The sequence below is a fragment of the Variovorax sp. LjRoot290 genome, from assembly GCF_964253985.1.
Taxonomy (GTDB): Bacteria; Pseudomonadota; Gammaproteobacteria; order Burkholderiales; family Burkholderiaceae_C; genus Variovorax.
Genome location: NZ_CAXURW020000001.1, coordinates 4,716,455 through 4,731,753, shown reverse-complemented (window position 1 = coordinate 4,731,753; position 15,299 = coordinate 4,716,455). Strand labels below are relative to the sequence as shown.

Annotated in this window: 16 protein-coding genes; 7 read left to right on the top strand and 9 right to left on the bottom strand. The window is 64.2% G+C overall.

Going from position 1 to position 15,299, the window contains the following annotated elements; genetic code table 11:
* Positions 1-74: 74 nt before the first annotated feature.
* The 7 genes from glmS to ACSQ9A_RS23440 all read left to right on the top strand — a co-directional run bounded on the left by glmS (position 75) and on the right by ACSQ9A_RS23440 (position 7,473).
* Positions 75-1,955 carry a glutamine--fructose-6-phosphate transaminase (isomerizing) gene (gene glmS, locus ACSQ9A_RS23470; protein ID WP_436305389.1) on the top strand — a complete coding sequence of 627 codons (1,881 nt, stop codon included), beginning with the start codon at positions 75-77 and terminating at the stop codon, positions 1,953-1,955.
* A gap of 274 nt (positions 1,956-2,229) precedes the next feature.
* Positions 2,230-2,469, top strand: coding sequence for a DUF6364 family protein (locus ACSQ9A_RS23465; RefSeq protein ID WP_436295705.1), 240 nt, complete (start codon positions 2,230-2,232; stop codon positions 2,467-2,469).
* A gap of 7 nt (positions 2,470-2,476) precedes the next feature.
* A complete protein-coding gene (locus ACSQ9A_RS23460) occupies positions 2,477-2,893 on the top strand; it encodes a TA system VapC family ribonuclease toxin (protein ID WP_436305388.1) in 417 nt (138 codons plus the stop codon).
* A 928-nt stretch (positions 2,894-3,821) separates the two neighbouring features.
* Positions 3,822-5,420 (top strand): flavin monoamine oxidase family protein, encoded by a 1,599-nt coding sequence (locus tag ACSQ9A_RS23455; RefSeq protein WP_436305387.1) that lies wholly within the window; start codon positions 3,822-3,824, stop codon positions 5,418-5,420.
* Between the two features lie 48 nt (positions 5,421-5,468).
* The gene (locus ACSQ9A_RS23450) at positions 5,469-5,945 is read left to right on the top strand and encodes a c-type cytochrome (RefSeq protein WP_436305386.1); all 477 of its coding nucleotides are present in this window, start codon (positions 5,469-5,471) and stop codon (positions 5,943-5,945) included.
* A gap of 52 nt (positions 5,946-5,997) precedes the next feature.
* Positions 5,998-6,519: a RidA family protein gene (locus tag ACSQ9A_RS23445; protein WP_436306351.1), complete on the top strand. Its 522-nt coding sequence runs from the start codon at positions 5,998-6,000 to the stop codon at positions 6,517-6,519.
* A 579-nt stretch (positions 6,520-7,098) separates the two neighbouring features.
* A complete protein-coding gene (locus tag ACSQ9A_RS23440) occupies positions 7,099-7,473 on the top strand; it encodes a VOC family protein (protein ID WP_436305385.1) in 375 nt (124 codons plus the stop codon).
* Between the two features lie 332 nt (positions 7,474-7,805).
* On the opposite strand, the gene ACSQ9A_RS23435 is transcribed toward ACSQ9A_RS23440, so the two are convergent.
* The 9 genes from ACSQ9A_RS23435 to ACSQ9A_RS23395 all read right to left on the bottom strand — a co-directional run bounded on the left by ACSQ9A_RS23435 (position 7,806) and on the right by ACSQ9A_RS23395 (position 15,247).
* Complete coding sequence (locus ACSQ9A_RS23435; RefSeq protein ID WP_436306350.1) at positions 7,806-8,915, bottom strand: carboxymuconolactone decarboxylase family protein; 1,110 nt, start codon at positions 8,913-8,915, stop codon at positions 7,806-7,808.
* A 261-nt stretch (positions 8,916-9,176) separates the two neighbouring features.
* Positions 9,177-9,914, bottom strand: coding sequence for an SDR family oxidoreductase (locus tag ACSQ9A_RS23430; protein WP_436305384.1), 738 nt, complete (start codon positions 9,912-9,914; stop codon positions 9,177-9,179).
* A gap of 57 nt (positions 9,915-9,971) precedes the next feature.
* Positions 9,972-10,349, bottom strand: a complete 378-nt coding sequence (locus tag ACSQ9A_RS23425) for a hypothetical protein (protein ID WP_436305383.1) — start codon at positions 10,347-10,349, stop codon at positions 9,972-9,974.
* Positions 10,350-10,462: 113 nt separating this feature from the next.
* On the bottom strand, positions 10,463-11,209 hold the full coding sequence (locus ACSQ9A_RS23420; RefSeq protein WP_436305382.1) for an SDR family oxidoreductase: 747 nt from the start codon (positions 11,207-11,209) through the stop codon (positions 10,463-10,465).
* Between the two features lie 170 nt (positions 11,210-11,379).
* A complete protein-coding gene (locus ACSQ9A_RS23415) occupies positions 11,380-12,288 on the bottom strand; it encodes a helix-turn-helix domain-containing protein (protein WP_436305381.1) in 909 nt (302 codons plus the stop codon).
* A gap of 146 nt (positions 12,289-12,434) precedes the next feature.
* Positions 12,435-12,698, bottom strand: a complete 264-nt coding sequence (locus ACSQ9A_RS23410; RefSeq protein WP_436305380.1) for a hypothetical protein — start codon at positions 12,696-12,698, stop codon at positions 12,435-12,437.
* A gap of 15 nt (positions 12,699-12,713) precedes the next feature.
* The gene (locus ACSQ9A_RS23405) at positions 12,714-13,199 is read right to left on the bottom strand and encodes a YybH family protein (protein ID WP_436305379.1); all 486 of its coding nucleotides are present in this window, start codon (positions 13,197-13,199) and stop codon (positions 12,714-12,716) included.
* A 143-nt stretch (positions 13,200-13,342) separates the two neighbouring features.
* On the bottom strand, positions 13,343-14,248 hold the full coding sequence (locus tag ACSQ9A_RS23400; RefSeq protein WP_436305378.1) for a LysR substrate-binding domain-containing protein: 906 nt from the start codon (positions 14,246-14,248) through the stop codon (positions 13,343-13,345).
* A gap of 177 nt (positions 14,249-14,425) precedes the next feature.
* The gene (locus ACSQ9A_RS23395) at positions 14,426-15,247 is read right to left on the bottom strand and encodes an IclR family transcriptional regulator (protein WP_436305377.1); all 822 of its coding nucleotides are present in this window, start codon (positions 15,245-15,247) and stop codon (positions 14,426-14,428) included.
* Positions 15,248-15,299 lie beyond the last annotated feature (52 nt).

Genomic DNA, 15,299 nt, shown 5'->3' with positions numbered 1-15,299 from the left:
TTGAATATTGATCTCAAGTTTCGCGACAAGACGCCTACGATCCCACCCGACTTCAATTCCGTAGGAGCTTCTCCATGTGTGGCATCGTCGGCGCCGTTTCTGCTCGCAACATCGTTCCCGTCCTCGTGCAAGGCTTGCAGCGCCTTGAATACCGCGGCTACGACTCCTGCGGCGTGGCCGTGCATGCGAAGGGCCTGCAGCGCGCCCGCACCACGGCGCGCGTGGCCGACCTGCTGGCCCAGGTGCGCGACGACCATATCGAGGGCACGACCGGCATCGCCCACACGCGCTGGGCCACGCACGGTGCGCCGGTGGTGCATAACGCGCATCCGCATTTCAGCCATGGGCCCGGCGCCGACGCGGAATCCGCGCGGCCCGGCCGCGTGGCGCTGGTGCACAACGGCATCATCGAGAACCACGAGGCGCTGCGCGCGGCCCTGCAGGCCAAGGGCTATGTGTTCGCAAGCCAGACCGACACCGAGGTCATCGCGCACCTGATCGACAGCCACTACGACGGCGATCTGTTCGAGGCCGTCAAGACCAGCGTGCGGCAACTGCAGGGCGCCTATGCGATCGCGGCGATCTGCCGCGACGAGCCGCATCGCGTGGTCGGCGCGCGCGCCGGTTCGCCGCTGATCCTCGGCGCCGGCAAGGAAGACGGCGAGAACTTCCTCGCCAGTGACGCGATGGCGCTGGCCGGCGTAACCGACCAGATCGTCTATCTCGAGGAGGGCGATGTGGTCGACATCCAGCCGGGCAAGTACTGGATCGTCGACCGTGCCCACAAGCCGGTCACGCGGCCGGTGCGCACCGTGCTCGCGCACAGCGGCGCCGCGGAGCTGGGCCCGTACCGCCACTACATGCAGAAGGAAATCTTCGAGCAGCCGCGCGCAATTTCGGACACGCTCGAAGGCATCGAGGGCATCGTGCCCGAACTCTTCGACGGCGCCGGCAGCGATGGCGCGCCGGGCGCCGCTGCCTGGCGCGTATTCCAGGACATCGACAAGCTGTTGATCCTGGCTTGCGGCACCAGCTACTACAGCGGTTGCGTCGCCAAGTACTGGCTCGAAAGCATCGCGAAGATCCCGACCCAGGTCGAAATCGCGAGCGAGTACCGCTACCGCGATTCCGTACCGGACCCGAAGACGCTGGTCGTCACCATCAGCCAGTCGGGCGAAACCGCCGACACGCTGGCGGCACTGAAGCACGCGCGCTCACTGGGCATGGAGCAGACCCTGACCATCTGCAACGTCGCGACCAGCGCGATGGTGCGCGAATGCAAGCTGGCCTACATCACGCGCGCCGGCGTCGAGATCGGCGTGGCTTCGACCAAGGCCTTCACGACGCAACTGGCGGGGCTCTTCCTGCTCACGCTCGCACTGGCGCAAGCCAAGGGTCGTTTGAGCGAAGCGGAGGAAGCGTGCTACCTGAAGGAGATGCGGCACATGCCGGTGGCGCTGCAGTCGGTGCTGGCGCTGGAGCCGCAGATCATCAGCTGGGCCGAAGACTTTGCGCGCAAGGAGAACGCGCTCTTCCTCGGCCGCGGGCTGCACTATCCGATCGCGCTCGAAGGCGCGCTCAAGCTCAAGGAAGTGACCTACATCCACGCCGAGGCCTATGCCGCCGGCGAGCTCAAGCACGGCCCGCTCGCGCTGGTCACCAGCGAGATGCCGGTGGTGGCCGTGGCGCCCAACGATGCGCTGCTGGAAAAACTCAAGAGCAACCTGCAGGAAGTGCGCGCGCGCGGCGGCGTGCTCTACGTGCTGGCCGACGGCGACACGCACATCGAGAGCGGCGAAGACCTGCACGTGATCCGCATGCCCGAGCACTACGGCGCGCTGTCACCGATGCTGCACGTGGTGCCGCTGCAGCTGCTGGCCTATCACACGGCCTGCGCGCGCGGGACCGATGTCGACAAGCCGCGGAATCTGGCGAAGAGTGTGACGGTGGAGTAGGGGCGGACGTGGCGCCCGGTACTGAGTAGGTAGTAGTCGCCGCGGTTCCTCGATGCCGGCGACTGTCTCCATGGAAACAGCGTGATGGGCGCGCGCTCTGTCCCAGGGCGAGCTCAGGACGCGCGTGCATGCGCCGGCGGCTTTCGTGCGGGCTTCGCCTTCGCTGGCTTTGGCGGTGCCCTTGCTGGGGCAGTTTTGGCAAGGACCTTGGCATCGTCCAGGGTCGGCACTACAATACAGAAATCTGTACTCGCGTCCTGCGACTCGCCAGCCCATGAAGACCACGCTCAACCTCAACGACACATTGCTGACTGAAGCCAAGGCGCTGGCGGTGCAGCAGCGTACGAGTCTGACGCGCCTGATTGAAGAAGGGCTCCAACTGCGCCTGCGCTCATGCCCGCCTCAAAAGAAATCCGTGCGCCTTCCCGTCTACCGAGGAAAGGGCGGCCTGGCCTCAGGGCTCGACGGATTGAGCAACAAGGCAATGTTGGACGCCGCCGACAGTGACGCCTGACGTTAACGTGCTGGTCGCTGCATCGCGTAGCGATCATCCGCACCATGCAGTGGCCCGCAGCTGGTTGGAAGCAGCCGTCGCCAGCGCAACTCAAGGAAAGCCACTGAAGCTGCAGCCGATGGTGATCGCGAGCTTTCTGCGGCTTGTGACGCATCCGAAGATATTCGTGAACCCGACGCCGACGACCGAAGCCTTGCGCTTCGTGGACGTGCTGTTGGCCGCACCGGGTGTCGAGCAATCCGCACTCGGCGCCGAGTGGACTGCGCTCCGCAAGCTGTGCGCTGACAAGGCACTCGGTGCGAACGACATACCGGATGCGTGGCTGGCTGCTGCGGTCATCCATCAAGGCGAGCATTTGGTCACGTTCGACGGCGACTTCAAGCGGCTGCTATCGAGAGCGCAGTTCACACGACTCGCGGCGTAGCGTGGCCGCCAAGCCAATCTTGCTATGTCGGAGGAGCGAGGATGCTTCTATGTGCAGGCTCGAAAATATCCACAACCTGCTGTTGCTTAGTCAAAAATATCCGCAACCTTAGGAAAATTACGACTGTGACTGGGAAGAATAAAGTTCGTCGATGACCATAAAGATGGTCGGGAAAGGCCTAAATCTGGCCAGCAACTTCTACGAGCCGGTCACCGTTTGAGAAACGGCGGAACACTTGCCAAAGGCGCAGACAGGGCACGCTGAGCGTCGCAGGTTTACTAGAGTTGTGGTCAATTTCTCCCCGTGAGACCCCCCAGATTTACCAAAACAATGAGTTGTGGTCATTTTGAGAGAACTCGATTGGAGTTCCGCACGACGGGTTTGCGCCAATACGACAGAAAGGGTGCGCCAGGCCAGACGAACGAAACGGATGGCAGGATCCAGCCATCATCTGATGCTCGTCTTCGTGCTCGATATCGGAGCCCGGAATAGGGCGCCGGTTCAAGTTCGGCGTGCCTCCCGAACTCGACGTCCCAAAGCGGACGTCTATCGTCGCTTGCCCTGGTCGCGCGGTCGCCAGTACCCCACCTGTTCCATCATGCCAGCCGAATAGCGATCGCCGACCGCGGCGCCCATTGGGGCAGCATCGTCCAGCATCTTCAAGTCTTCCCGCGTGAGATTGATTCCGGCCGCAGCGACGTTCTCTTCGAGGACCTGATGCGTCGGGTGCCGGGAATCGGCCCCGTTTCGCGACTCATCGTCCGCGCAGCGAAAGGCCTGAAGGCAGCCTGCGCCGGCGCCGGTACCGGCACTGTTCCATTTGGCAGTCTTCTTGACCGCGCGGTGACGCGGCTTGTGTCAGGCCCGAAAGATGCTTTTGACTTCGCGGGTTTCAAAACTCATCACAACTTCAACCAAGCACTTCACCATGCATCCAGAAGAACAGAGTTTTCTCAGTCGGCGGGCCCTGCTCGCGACGATTGGCAAAGTGGCCGGCGGCGCGGCCATGTACCAGGCCATGAGCTCCATGGGCTACGCCGCCGAATCGGACTATCGAGGGCCGGTGAAACTGTCACCGGCCAAGCCGGGCGCCACGGTCCTGGTGCTGGGTGCGGGCCTGGCGGGCATGACGGCGGCCTATGAGCTGCGCGCGGCCGGCTACCAGGTGCAGATTCTCGAGTTCAACGACCGCGCGGGCGGGCGCAACTGGACGCTGCGCGGCGGCGACCGCTACACCGAGCTGGGCGGCTTCACGCAGAACGTGGACTTCGCCCCAGGCAACTACATCAACCCCGGCCCCTGGCGCATTCCCTACCACCACTACGCGGTTCTGGACTACTGCAAGCGGCTGGGCGTGGCGCTGGAGCCGTTCATCCAGATCAATTACAACGCCTACGTCCACAACACCAATGCCTTCGGCGGCAAGCCGCAGCGCTTCCGTCACATCCAGACCGATGTGCATGGCCATGTGGCCGAGCTGCTGGCCAAGGCAGCCAACCAGGGCGCGTTGGACCAGTCCGTCACGCGCGAGGACCGCCAGCGCCTGCTCGAAGGCCTGAAGGCTTGGGGTGCGCTGGACAAGGACTACCGCTTCGCTGCCGGCACGATCTCCAGCGACCGGCGCGGCTACGACATTGACCCGGGCGGCGGCCTGATGCCGCTGGCCAAGCCCTCGCAGCCCATGGGCCTGAAGGACGTGCTGAGCTCCGAGATGTGGGGCCAGGTCGCGCTGGGCAACATCTACGAGTTCCACAGCGCGATCTTCCAGCCGGTGGGCGGCATGGACAACATCGGCAAGGCCTTCGAGCGCGAGCTCAAGTCGCTGATCCGCTACAACACCAAGATCACGAAGATCGAGCAGTCGGCGAGCAAGGTCACCGTCACCTATGTCGACGCCAAGGGAGGCGGCGCTGCGCGCCAGGCGAGCGCCGACTGGTGCGTGTGCACGATCCCGCTGTCGATCCTAAGCCAGATCGAGGTGCAGGTCGGCGACGCGATGAAGCAGGCCATCTCAGCCGTGCCCTACGGCGCGTCGGTCAAGGTGGGCCTGGAGTTCAAACGCCGCTTCTGGGAAGAGGACGAGCAGATCTTCGGCGGCATCACGCAGACCAACCTGCCGATCCGCAACATTTCCTATCCGTCCAACGGCTTCCTTTCCAAGGGCCCGGGTGTGCTGCTGGGCTGCTACATGTTCGACAACGTGCACGCCTTTCGCATGACGGGCCTGTCGCCGGAGGAGCGCGTGCGCGCCGCGCTGGAGATGGGGTCGCAGATCCACCCGCAGTACAAGCAGGAGTTCAAGACCGGCGTGGCGGTGGCCTGGAACCGCGTGCCGTTCATCAACGGCTGCTACGGCCGGTGGACCGACGCCCTGCGGGCGCAGCACTACAAGAACCTGTGCGAGATCGATGACCGCATCGTGCTGGCCGGCGAGCATGCCTCGTACATCCCGGCGTGGATGGAAGGCGCGATCCTGTCCTCGCTCGATGCCATCCAGCGCCTGCACCGCAAGGCGCTGGCGGCCTGACCCCCAACGGCGAACCTTATCCCATCGTCCAGATTCACGGAGTAACTCATGATCAAACCCGCATTGATCGGCGCCGTCGGCGCGGTGGCCGTCCTGATGCTCGCGGCCTGCGCGCAGCAGCGGCCGGCACCGCAGGGCACAGCCGCCGCACCCGACGCCGCGCCGGCCCTGTCCAACGCGCAGCTCGTGGCCAGCTTCTCCACCAACCCCGCCCGCTTTACCCAGCAGGGCGGCGAGACGCTATATCGCTCCATCTGCCAGGGCTGCCACATGCCGGGCGGCCAGGGCGCCAACGCCGGCGCCGGCTTCTTCCCCGACCTGCGCAGCAACCAGAAATTTGCCGCGGGCGCCTACCCGGTGCTGGTGGTGATGAATGGCCTGAACGGCATGCCGCCCTTCGGCCACCAACTCAACGATCAACAGATCGCTGATGTGGTCAACTACGTGCGGACCCATTTCGGCAACCAGTACGCCGATGCAGTCACCGCCCAGTCCGTGACTGCCATGCGGCCGGTTGCCAAGTAGCCTCGCTGAACCCATGTCCCAAGGAAAGGAACAGATCTTGACTTCGTCGCCCATGAATTCGCTCGCTGCCTGTCTCGGCGCGGCCGCCCTGGTGGCCCTGACCGGCTGCGCCTCTTCGATGGCGGGTTCCTCCGCCAGCGTGGTCCGCCACAAGATCCCGGGCTCCAACTTCCCGATCTCGGCCGCAGTCGAAGTGCCCGCGGGCGCCACGCGCGTGTACCTGTCGGGTAAGGTGCCGCCAGTGGTCGACAAGACCAAGGCCACGACCGACCCGGCAGCCTATGGCGGCGACACGCGAGCCCAGACCGTCGGGGTGCTCAAGGCCATCGAGGCGCAGCTGACCGACATGGGTCTGTCGCTCAGGGACGTGGTGAAGATGCAGGTGTTCCTCGTGGGCGATCCGGCCAAGGGCGGCAAGATGGACTTCGCCGGTTTCATGGAGGGCTACACCCAGTTCTTCGGCACGGCGGCGCAGCCTAACTTGCCCGTGCGCTCGGCCTTCCAGGTGGCGGCGCTGGCCAACCCGGCCTACCTGGTCGAGATTGAGGTCGAGGCCGTGCGCCCGGCCAAGTAGCAGTCGCCGTCCGCTGGCCGCCGGCGGCTCCATGCTCGCGCGCGGGGGGTGCCGGGGCCGGCCCCGATCAATCGGCCTTGATGCCTTCTTGCCGGATCACCTCGCGCAGGCGTGTCACGTCGGCCTGCACGCGCTGGGCGAATTCCGCCGGGCCTTCGAAGTCCGGGTACATCGCCGAGCGTGCCCCGCCGCTACTTCATCTGGCAAGGCTTTGGTTGTCGCCATGTCTTTAAGCGAGACTAGATGCATGTGCGAACCTCGACAAGCTACCACTATCCCCGACTGACTTTCCAGGATTGACAACCATCGATCTCCCGCGCCTCGCGTAGTTCTCGACGAACTTTCGGTCAAAGTACGTGTCGGGACGGGTCTCGACGATCTTTATTCCAAGCCTTCAACTGCTGCTGCTGCTGCTGCTGCTGCTGTGTGTTCCTTGCCATTAATGTCTGAGACATGCCATTAAAGTCTGAGACGCGGCATTAAAGTCTGAGACATCGAGCCGCAGCGAAGGACCGCTTTGCTGGCGGCATGCTCCGGTTGCCTCTCCGTCAGGCAGGCCCACACACTTCAGGAGAACTCATGTTTGACCACGTCAAATTCGGAGTCAGCGATTATGCAGCGAGCAAAGCGTTCTTCCTCAAGGCACTCGAACCGCTCGGCGTAGCTGTTGTCTCGGAGGGGCCCCCGACGTACGGTGTCGAGCTTAGCCCAAAGGGTAAGGCTTCATTGTGCCTGTACCAAACCGAGGAGAAGCCGGCGCATCTTCACCTGGCGTTCACGGCCGAGAATCGCCAGCAAGTCGAAGCTTTCTATCGCGCGGCTCTGGAGGCGGGTGGCAAGGACCATGGTGCGCCTGGTCTGCGCCCGCACTACCACGCGAACTACTTTGCAGCTTTCGTCATTGGTCCGGACGGGCACAACATCGAAGTGGTTTGCAACGAACCCGAGGCCTAACCCTTTATCGAGGGGACGTCCACAAGCGGGCTTCGTTCATCGCCCACTTGTGGACGTCCCCTCATGTCAAACGTTGAAAGTCTGCTTCCAGCCTGCGGACAATCCGCTCTCTGGCTCGGCTTGTCTCAAACATTGGTGCACACCTCGGCATCCGGGGCGTCGAATGGCAAAGCCTGTCCCAGACTTTCGCAGCGAAACCTGGCCCGGCACTGCCCCACGTCCGTGTCTCAGACTTCATTGGCGCGGAACAGGAGGGCAGATTTCAACGTGAGGCTGAAGTTCGCGGATGAGAACTGGATTCTTTCACAGGAATGCGGCTCGCTCATCCATGGTCACAGTCCACGCTTCTGGAATTCCTCGCCCGCAATCCGCATCGCGCCTTGCACCGCCGGAAAGCCGAAGTAAGCCACCATGTTCAGGAGCGTCTCGACGATTTCCTCGCGGCTGGCGCCGACGTTGAGCGCAGCATTGATGTGCACACGCAAGGGCGTTTCCGTCGTCTGGGTCGCGCGACCTGCCAGCGCGGCGCAGGCCGTCAGCTCACGCGTCTTGGGGTCGAGTCCGGGACGACAGAAGATGTCGCCATAGGAATGCTCGACGATCATCTGGCCGATCTCGGGCGCCACGTCCTCGAAGCTGCGGACAACGGCTTCGCCTGATCCACCCGAGGTCGCGGCGAGCGCGGCAAGCCCGCGCTCCCTTCTCCGGGCCCCGTTCTCCGCGCTGGGCTTCAGGCCCGGAACGGCAGAACCGACAGCGGGCACCTCGTCACGCTCCTCGAATGCTTGTGCGGCGACACCGAATGCGTTCAGCGCGGCAGGGAAGCCGGCATAGACGCTGACCTGGATCAGCGCTTCGATGATTTCGTCCTTTGTGGTGCCGACCTTGAGGGCGCTCTCGAGATGGAGGCGCAACGCATCCTGGCGGTTGCCGACCGTTGCCAGCATGGTCGCGATGACGAGATGCTTGGTCTTGTTCTCGAGCCCGCCGCGCGCCAGCACATCTCCAAAGGCGAACTCGATCGACCATTGCGCCAGTTCGGGCGAGATGGCCTCGAACGACGCAAGATAGTCCGAGGGCGGACCTTGCATGAGCTCGCCGAACGCCTTGAGACCGCGCGCGTACCGGCTGCTGCCCGCATCGGGTTCCGGCAGCATCGGAGAGAACGGGATGGACCGATCCGCAAGGATCTGGCGAACGATCCCGATCGTGTTGATCGCCGCCGGAAAACCAAGGATCGCCGTGGCGATGAACATGACTTCCACGAGATCCTGAGCGCTGCCTCCGACGTTCAGCAGACCTTCCATGTGAAATCGCAGCTGAGGCTGAACGGATCCCTGGGCGATGAGCGAGCCCACGTTGCAGAGCTGTCGAAGCCGAAGATCGAGCCCGGGGCGCGAGAGAACGTCGCCGTAGGGATAGTCGACAGTGAAGCGCGCCATGTCCGGCGACACGCGTCCAAGGCGGCCGATGGGGCCGTCGTACTCGGGCCCGCCGATCTGCCGAAGAATGGCCAGGCCCCGCGCGTGGCGCGCTTCTGCATCATCGGAACGCGGCGCATCGTTGTCCGATGCGGTCTTGCCGTTGTCGTTGGTCATCGAGATTCCTTTGTGATCAGCTCGTCACTTGCCTTCGAGCATCCGAACAGATGTCAACGCAACAATGGCGGAGCAAGTTGAAATGCGGCGGGCGGCCGAGCAAGTTCAATAGGGACTTGCCGTTGGCCGAACGATGATCTCGCTGGTGTCGACGTCGTCGGGTTGGTCGATGGCGAAGGCCACGGCTCTCGCGATCGCATAGGGCGAGATCGAGATCTGCCTGTAGCCGCGCATGACTTCGCGCGCGCTCGCGTCCGAGATGCTCTCGGCGAGCTCCGACTCGGTGACGCCAGGGGAAACCAACGTAACGCGGATGTCACCACCGACCTCCTGGCGAAGGCCCTCCGAGATCGCCCGCACGGCGAACTTGGTCGCGCAGTACACCGCGGCCGTCGGAGACACCGTGTGCGCCCCGATCGAAGCCATGTTGATGAACTGTCCGCTGCCTTGCGCCCGCATCCGGGGCAGGCCCGCGGCGATGCCATGCAGGACGCCGCGGATGTTCACGTCGATCATCCGGTCCCATTCGTTGACCTTGGTCTCTTCCAGGGGCGACAGCGGCATGACCCCCGCGTTGTTCACGATGACATCGACGCGGCCGAATTCGCGCGCGGCGAATTCAACGAACGAATCGACGTCCTCGCGCTTCGTCACGTCGACAGCGCGAAAGCGGGCCTGTCCGCCTTCGCGGGTGATCGCCCCGGCGATGGATTCCAGCTTTTCGGTTCGGCGAGCGCCCAGCACGACGCGAGCGCCGCGCTCGGACAGCAAACGCGCGGTGGCCTCGCCGATTCCGCTGCTGGCGCCCGTGATGACGACGACTTTTCCTTCAATTCCAGACATGACTGCTCCTAGGGTGGTGGGTTGAATCCTTGCGCTGTTGCAGGGATGAGATGAAGTCTAGGAACGAGGGGCGGGGGAGTGGTATGCCAATTCGGGCGCATCCTTGCCTAATCCTCGCCAGTGCGAGCCTCGCCCGTGAAAGCCGGCGACAGCGGCCTTGCCGCGCATCGAAGCGGTGGTCTTGGCAGCCCGGAATGCGGCTCGGCTGACCGAAAGCGGGACTGGCGCCGAGGTGGCGGGGTTGGGGGCCATGTCCTGGTCGGATTGCCAGCACACGGGCACCGTGGCGAGATAGTGCGTGCGCGGTTCGATGTCGCGCAGTGCGGATTCGAGCGTCGGATAGACGTCGCCCGCATGCAGATCGAAGGCGCCCGGTTTTCCTTGGCGGTGAAACCAGCCGCTGCGATAAAGGTTGATGTAGCCGGTGATCTTCACGGTTCGTCCTCAGTGGCGGAATGCCCGGTGTTGCGAGCACCGCAGGGGTGGATTGCTGTCGGCCAGCCTGCTGCCGCGGATGAATCCAGCGGTGGCAGGGCTGGCCGGCGGGCTTACCAGGGTTGCGTGGTGGGCAGCACGAAGACCTCCGCCACATTCACGTGCTTCGGCGCCTTCAGCGCGAACAGGATCGTGTCGGCGATGTCCTCGGCCTTGAGGAAGGTCATCTGGTCCTTCAGCTGCTCCATCTGCTCGCGGTACTTCTCGTCGGAGATGTGCTCGAACAGCTCGGACTCGACCGCGCCCGGTTGAATGCAGGTGACGCGGATGTTGTGCTTGGGCGCAACCTCCAGCCGCAGACCCTCCGAGAACGCGGTCACCGCGTGCTTGCTGGAGCAGTACACCGACAGGCCCGGGAACACCTTGCGCCCGGCGATCGACGAGGTGTTGACGATGTGCCCGCCACCCTGCTTCTTCATGTACGGCAGGACCTCTGCCGTCGTGTTCAGCAGGCCCTTGACGTTGACGTCCATCATGCGGTGCCATTCGTCCGTCTTCAGGCTCTCGACGTCCGAGATCGGCATCAGGCCGGCGTTGTTGAACGCGATGTCGATCGCACCATAGGTGTCGGCCAGCTTCTTGACGCCGGCGGCGACTGCCGCAGGATCGGTGACGTCCATGGCGATCGCCACGGCCTCGCCACCTGCAGCGCGGATCTCGGCAACGAGTTGCTCCAGACGGTCCAGACGGCGAGCGGCAACGCCCACCTTCACGCCGTTGGCCGCCAGCTTGCGCGCGGTTGCGGCGCCGATGCCGCTCGAGGCGCCAGACACCAGTGCAACTTTTCCATTGAGTTCCATGACAGTTCCTTTTCCATTCATCAAAGTTGAGGTTTGCGTGCCTCAACGATCAAGCTGTTGAGAAGCGTTGAACTTCGCCGGGCACGGGATGAATGGTCGCGGCGATGCGCTTTTCGAGCGCTCGCTGCGTTGCGGACCCTGTCGGGGTTTTGCTGTCGGAGCAGCGGCAGTCAGGCTTGCCCGCGGTACTCGCTCGGCGCGACGCCGACTTCGCGCTTGAATACCTGTGCGAAGTGGCTCGGACTGGCGTAGCCCACATCGAGTCCCACCTCGATCACCGGCTTGCCGGTCTCGCGAAGAAGGCGGCGTGCCCTGTCGACGCGCAGGCGAATGAAGTATCGGGAGGGGGAGAAACCAGTGGTCTTCTTGAACGCTCTGCAGAAGTGGAACTCGCTCAGCCCTGCGGCGCGTGCCAGGGGCTGCAGGCGGAATTCCTCGTCCAGGTGCTCTTCGAGCATGGCGATGATGCGATGGAGCTTGAATGCGGGCAGCCCGCCGCGTGGGGCGGATGGGCGCCGGCCGGCGTCGGGATAGGCGCGAACCAGGTGCACGGCCAGGCCCTGCGCCAGGCCCTGGACCATCAGCGTGCTCGGCTGACGGTGGGCCATGAGCTCGCTGCGAATCTGCCCGAGAAACATCGAGAGTGTTGGATCGTTCGCCCCGGACACCTCCCTCAGGGCAAGCTCAACTTGGTCTGCGCCGTGGACGTCGCGCACTGCGCGTTTCATGACGTCCAATCCCAGGTAGATGTGCATCACCTGGAAGGGCTCCTTTCCTTCGGTCGTCCATCGCAGCTCGCAAGGCTTCGGCGAGGTGGTCAGGAAGAAGTCTCCGGCGCGCACCCGGCTGGCCATCCACCGCCCCCCGAGTTCGCGCTCCTCGACGACAGCGCTTCCCGACAGCACCCACACGATCAGCGGCTCGGGAACCGCCGGGATGATCAGGCTCTCCTGGACGGGCCGGCGAAGGAAGACCTGCACCAACAGGTCTTTCCACGGCCGCCCCTTGCTGCTGGCGAGCAGCTCGCCGGGGACGCGTTCGTCGAGCGCTTCGGCGGAGGATCGTTCCTGCAGGGGCATCGTTCGGTGAAGGGTGGGTGCTTCCGGCGCCCTTCGAATCGGCCAGGCGCGCCGGGAATAGGCGAATGCTACTTCCGAGCGCCGAATGAGCGGTGAGCTACGGCACCAGAATGGCCGAGCCCGAGCGACGACGAGCGGCAATGTCTTCATGCGCGCGGGCCGCCTCTGACAGCGGGTATCGCGTGATGTCGATCTGTCCGAACGTACCGGCTCGAAGCGCGTGGAACGGATACACCGAAGAGCCTGCCGGCCGCATCGGCCGATCCGCGCTGGCTGGTGGACAGCGCGGTGATCTCGAAGTCGTCCGCGAGCGACTTCAAGGCCGGGATGTGCGCCTGCGCCGCCCATCCGCGAACCGGACTGGCGCCGATGATGCCGACGCGGATCTTCTTGCTTGCGTCGTTGGTCATGGTGGTCAACCGAGATCACTTCGCGCGCGGCAGAACTGACGAGAAGCTGTAGCGGGCGATCTTCCATTGCCCGCCCGTCTTGCGCAGCAGGAACAGCTCCTGGTTGCTGCCCGGAATCTCGGCGCCGTTGGCAACGATCTTGACGGTACCGCTCGAGGTCGTGCGCAGCATGGCCCACTCCGGCGACAGCAGCTTCGCCTCGGCGATCTGGAACTTCAGCTTCAGCGCGATCGCCTGGAAGACGCCGGCATAGGCCTCGCGCAGCACCTTGGTGCCGATGGCCGTCGGGCTCTCCGGCGCCATGAACACGCCATCGTCCGTGTAGAGCTGCACGGCAGCATTCACATCGCCGGTGTTCAGCGCGTGCTCGTACCTGTTCAGCAACTGCTCGATTTCGGCCCGCTGGCCGGCCTGCGCCGTGCTCGACGGCTGGGCCTGGGCGCTGGGCGCCACGGCTTGAAGAGCAAGGCAAGCAGCTGCGACAGCCCAAGAGGTCTTCATCATGTTCAATCCTTGTGTTGACGCGGCGATTCGCGCGGAATGAACAATAGGGATCTAGCCTCGGTCGCACTAGCCGGTGCGAGCTCAAATCACTTTCTCGCCAGTGAGAAGCTGGCAGCCGGGTCGCCGTGCCGGGCTTGCCTTCACGCCAGGGGATGGGCTTCGAAGTAGCTCACGCAAAAGTCCTTGAAGGCACGCACCAGCGGCGACAGGTTTCTATTGCTGGGGAACGCGACGCTCAGCTTGGCGCTGGCGAACTGCCACTCGGGCAGCAGCTCCACCAACCGGCCTTGCTGCAGCGCCGCCTGGCACAGAAAGCTGGGCAACTCCGAGATGCCCCGCCCGCCGACCAGGCCCTGCAGCACGCCCGCATAGTCGTTGATCACCAGCCGCGGCTCGGGCTCGATGCGCACCGACTCGTGCTCGCGGCTCAGCGTCCACGCCAGCGGCCGCTCCCAGCGGGCGAACGCGAGCTGTACATGCGAAGCCACGTCTTCCGGTCGCGTCACCGGCTCGATGCGCGCCAGGTAGTCCGGCGAGGCCAGCAGCCGCGGTCGCTGGACGGCGACGGTGCTGGCGACGACGCTGCTGTCGCGATTGCTCGGCTGACCGCCGCGGATCGAAAGGTCGATGCCGTCGGCGATGTAGTCGATGTAGCGCTCGGTGACCAGGCAATGCACCGTCACCTTGGGATAGCGCTGCTGGAAGGCGCTGACCAACGGAACGACCGCCAAGTCGGACATGCTCGGCGGGATCGAGATTCGCAGCCGGCCCGAGATTTCGGCTTGGCGCTGCGTCACCAGCGAATCGGCCGCCTCGAACTCGGTCAGGCCGCGGCGGCAGGACTCGAAGTAGCCCTGGCCGATCTCGGTCATGCGCAGTTGCCGCGTCGAGCGCTCGAGCAAACGAACGCCCAGCGCCTTTTCCAACTCGGCAATCTTGCGACTGACCGTGGACACCGGCACGCCCTCACGCGCCGCCGCTTTGGAGAAGCTCCCCGCTTCGACCACCCGCACGTAGAGGGCCATCGCGTTCTTGTCAGTGTTCATCGGCCTTCTTGCAGTTTCGTACGATCAGCGTACCGGTTTGAGGCGGTAGTCGTCGCTACCATGCCGAGACGCGACGGCGAACTCAACTACGCCAACGCTCGTGAATTCAGTGGCAGGTGTCGCGCCGGCCGCGCATCGGGACGGAGTTTGTCTACCGATACTGGTCGCTCGGAGAGTCTAGACATACCGGGCCCAGCTTTGCCCCCTGAGTACGCGCTCGATGTCGCGCGTCGCTACCGTCAGGCTCTGCATGAGGGTAGTCTGCCGCGCCTTCGTCATACGGGCATTGACCCCTGCCACGCTGATGGCGCCCAGCACGTGGCCAAGACTGTCTCTGAAACTTCGGCCAACCGCCGTGACCCCTGGGGTAATGCGGTTGCGAATCAGGGAGCACCCAGTCTCTCGCGCCGTCTGCAGCGATTCGCGCAGGATGTGCTCGGGGAAGTCCCACTCCTTGGCGATGCGTTCTTGCACCTGCGCCAAGGTGGCCTGCTGCTCGTCATCGTCCAGTGCTGCAAGGATGGCCAGTCCGCCGGCCCCTAAGCCGAGCGGACGGCGGCTGCCCACATGCAGCGTGACAACTCTGACCGGCGTAGGCCCTTCGACCAGGTCGATGCAAACGGCCTCGATTCCACTGCGCTGGATCAGATAGACCGTCTCTGCGGTTTCACTCGCCAACTGCTCGATCAAGGGACGGCATAGGCTCCGAATGTCGAACTGGTGGGTAGCCGCAAGCCCCAGCTCATAGGCCAATGGACCCAGCGCGTACCGCTTCGAGTCCTCCATCTTCATTGCCAAACGCTCGGCGATCAGTTGGGCGAGCAGCCGGTGAACCGTGCTGTTGGAGAGTCCGGTGTCGCGTGCCAATGCGGTCAGCGCCGCACCCCGCCGGCCCGCTGTAGCCAGCACACGCAGCAGTGCGACAGAGCGCTGTAGCAATCCCGCTCCTGCCGCTCCTGCCGCTCCTGCCGCGCCGGCCTTCACATCATGCATTTCCATTGAATGGAAATTCTAGGCGGAAGCGTCGATCAAAGTCCAAGAATTGACGTCA

What these genes read in the sequence shown, in the direction of transcription:
- ACSQ9A_RS23395 (WP_436305377.1), bottom strand. Translation starts at nt 15,247, where the DNA reads ATGGAAATGCATGATGTGAAGGCCGGCGCGGCAGGAGCGGCAGGAGCG.
- ACSQ9A_RS23405 (WP_436305379.1), bottom strand. Translation starts at nt 13,199, where the DNA reads ATGAAGACCTCTTGGGCTGTCGCAGCTGCTTGCCTTGCTCTTCAAGCC.
- ACSQ9A_RS23410 (WP_436305380.1), bottom strand. Translation starts at nt 12,698, where the DNA reads ATGACCAACGACGCAAGCAAGAAGATCCGCGTCGGCATCATCGGCGCC.
- ACSQ9A_RS23400 (WP_436305378.1), bottom strand. Translation starts at nt 14,248, where the DNA reads ATGAACACTGACAAGAACGCGATGGCCCTCTACGTGCGGGTGGTCGAA.
- ACSQ9A_RS23445 (WP_436306351.1), top strand. Translation starts at nt 5,998, where the DNA reads ATGAATTCGCTCGCTGCCTGTCTCGGCGCGGCCGCCCTGGTGGCCCTG.
- ACSQ9A_RS23420 (WP_436305382.1), bottom strand. Translation starts at nt 11,209, where the DNA reads ATGGAACTCAATGGAAAAGTTGCACTGGTGTCTGGCGCCTCGAGCGGC.
- ACSQ9A_RS23440 (WP_436305385.1), top strand. Translation starts at nt 7,099, where the DNA reads ATGTTTGACCACGTCAAATTCGGAGTCAGCGATTATGCAGCGAGCAAA.
- ACSQ9A_RS23455 (WP_436305387.1), top strand. Translation starts at nt 3,822, where the DNA reads ATGCATCCAGAAGAACAGAGTTTTCTCAGTCGGCGGGCCCTGCTCGCG.
- ACSQ9A_RS23465 (WP_436295705.1), top strand. Translation starts at nt 2,230, where the DNA reads ATGAAGACCACGCTCAACCTCAACGACACATTGCTGACTGAAGCCAAG.
- ACSQ9A_RS23450 (WP_436305386.1), top strand. Translation starts at nt 5,469, where the DNA reads ATGATCAAACCCGCATTGATCGGCGCCGTCGGCGCGGTGGCCGTCCTG.
- ACSQ9A_RS23435 (WP_436306350.1), bottom strand. Translation starts at nt 8,915, where the DNA reads ATGGCGCGCTTCACTGTCGACTATCCCTACGGCGACGTTCTCTCGCGC.
- glmS (WP_436305389.1), top strand. Translation starts at nt 75, where the DNA reads ATGTGTGGCATCGTCGGCGCCGTTTCTGCTCGCAACATCGTTCCCGTC.
- ACSQ9A_RS23430 (WP_436305384.1), bottom strand. Translation starts at nt 9,914, where the DNA reads ATGTCTGGAATTGAAGGAAAAGTCGTCGTCATCACGGGCGCCAGCAGC.
- ACSQ9A_RS23415 (WP_436305381.1), bottom strand. Translation starts at nt 12,288, where the DNA reads ATGCCCCTGCAGGAACGATCCTCCGCCGAAGCGCTCGACGAACGCGTC.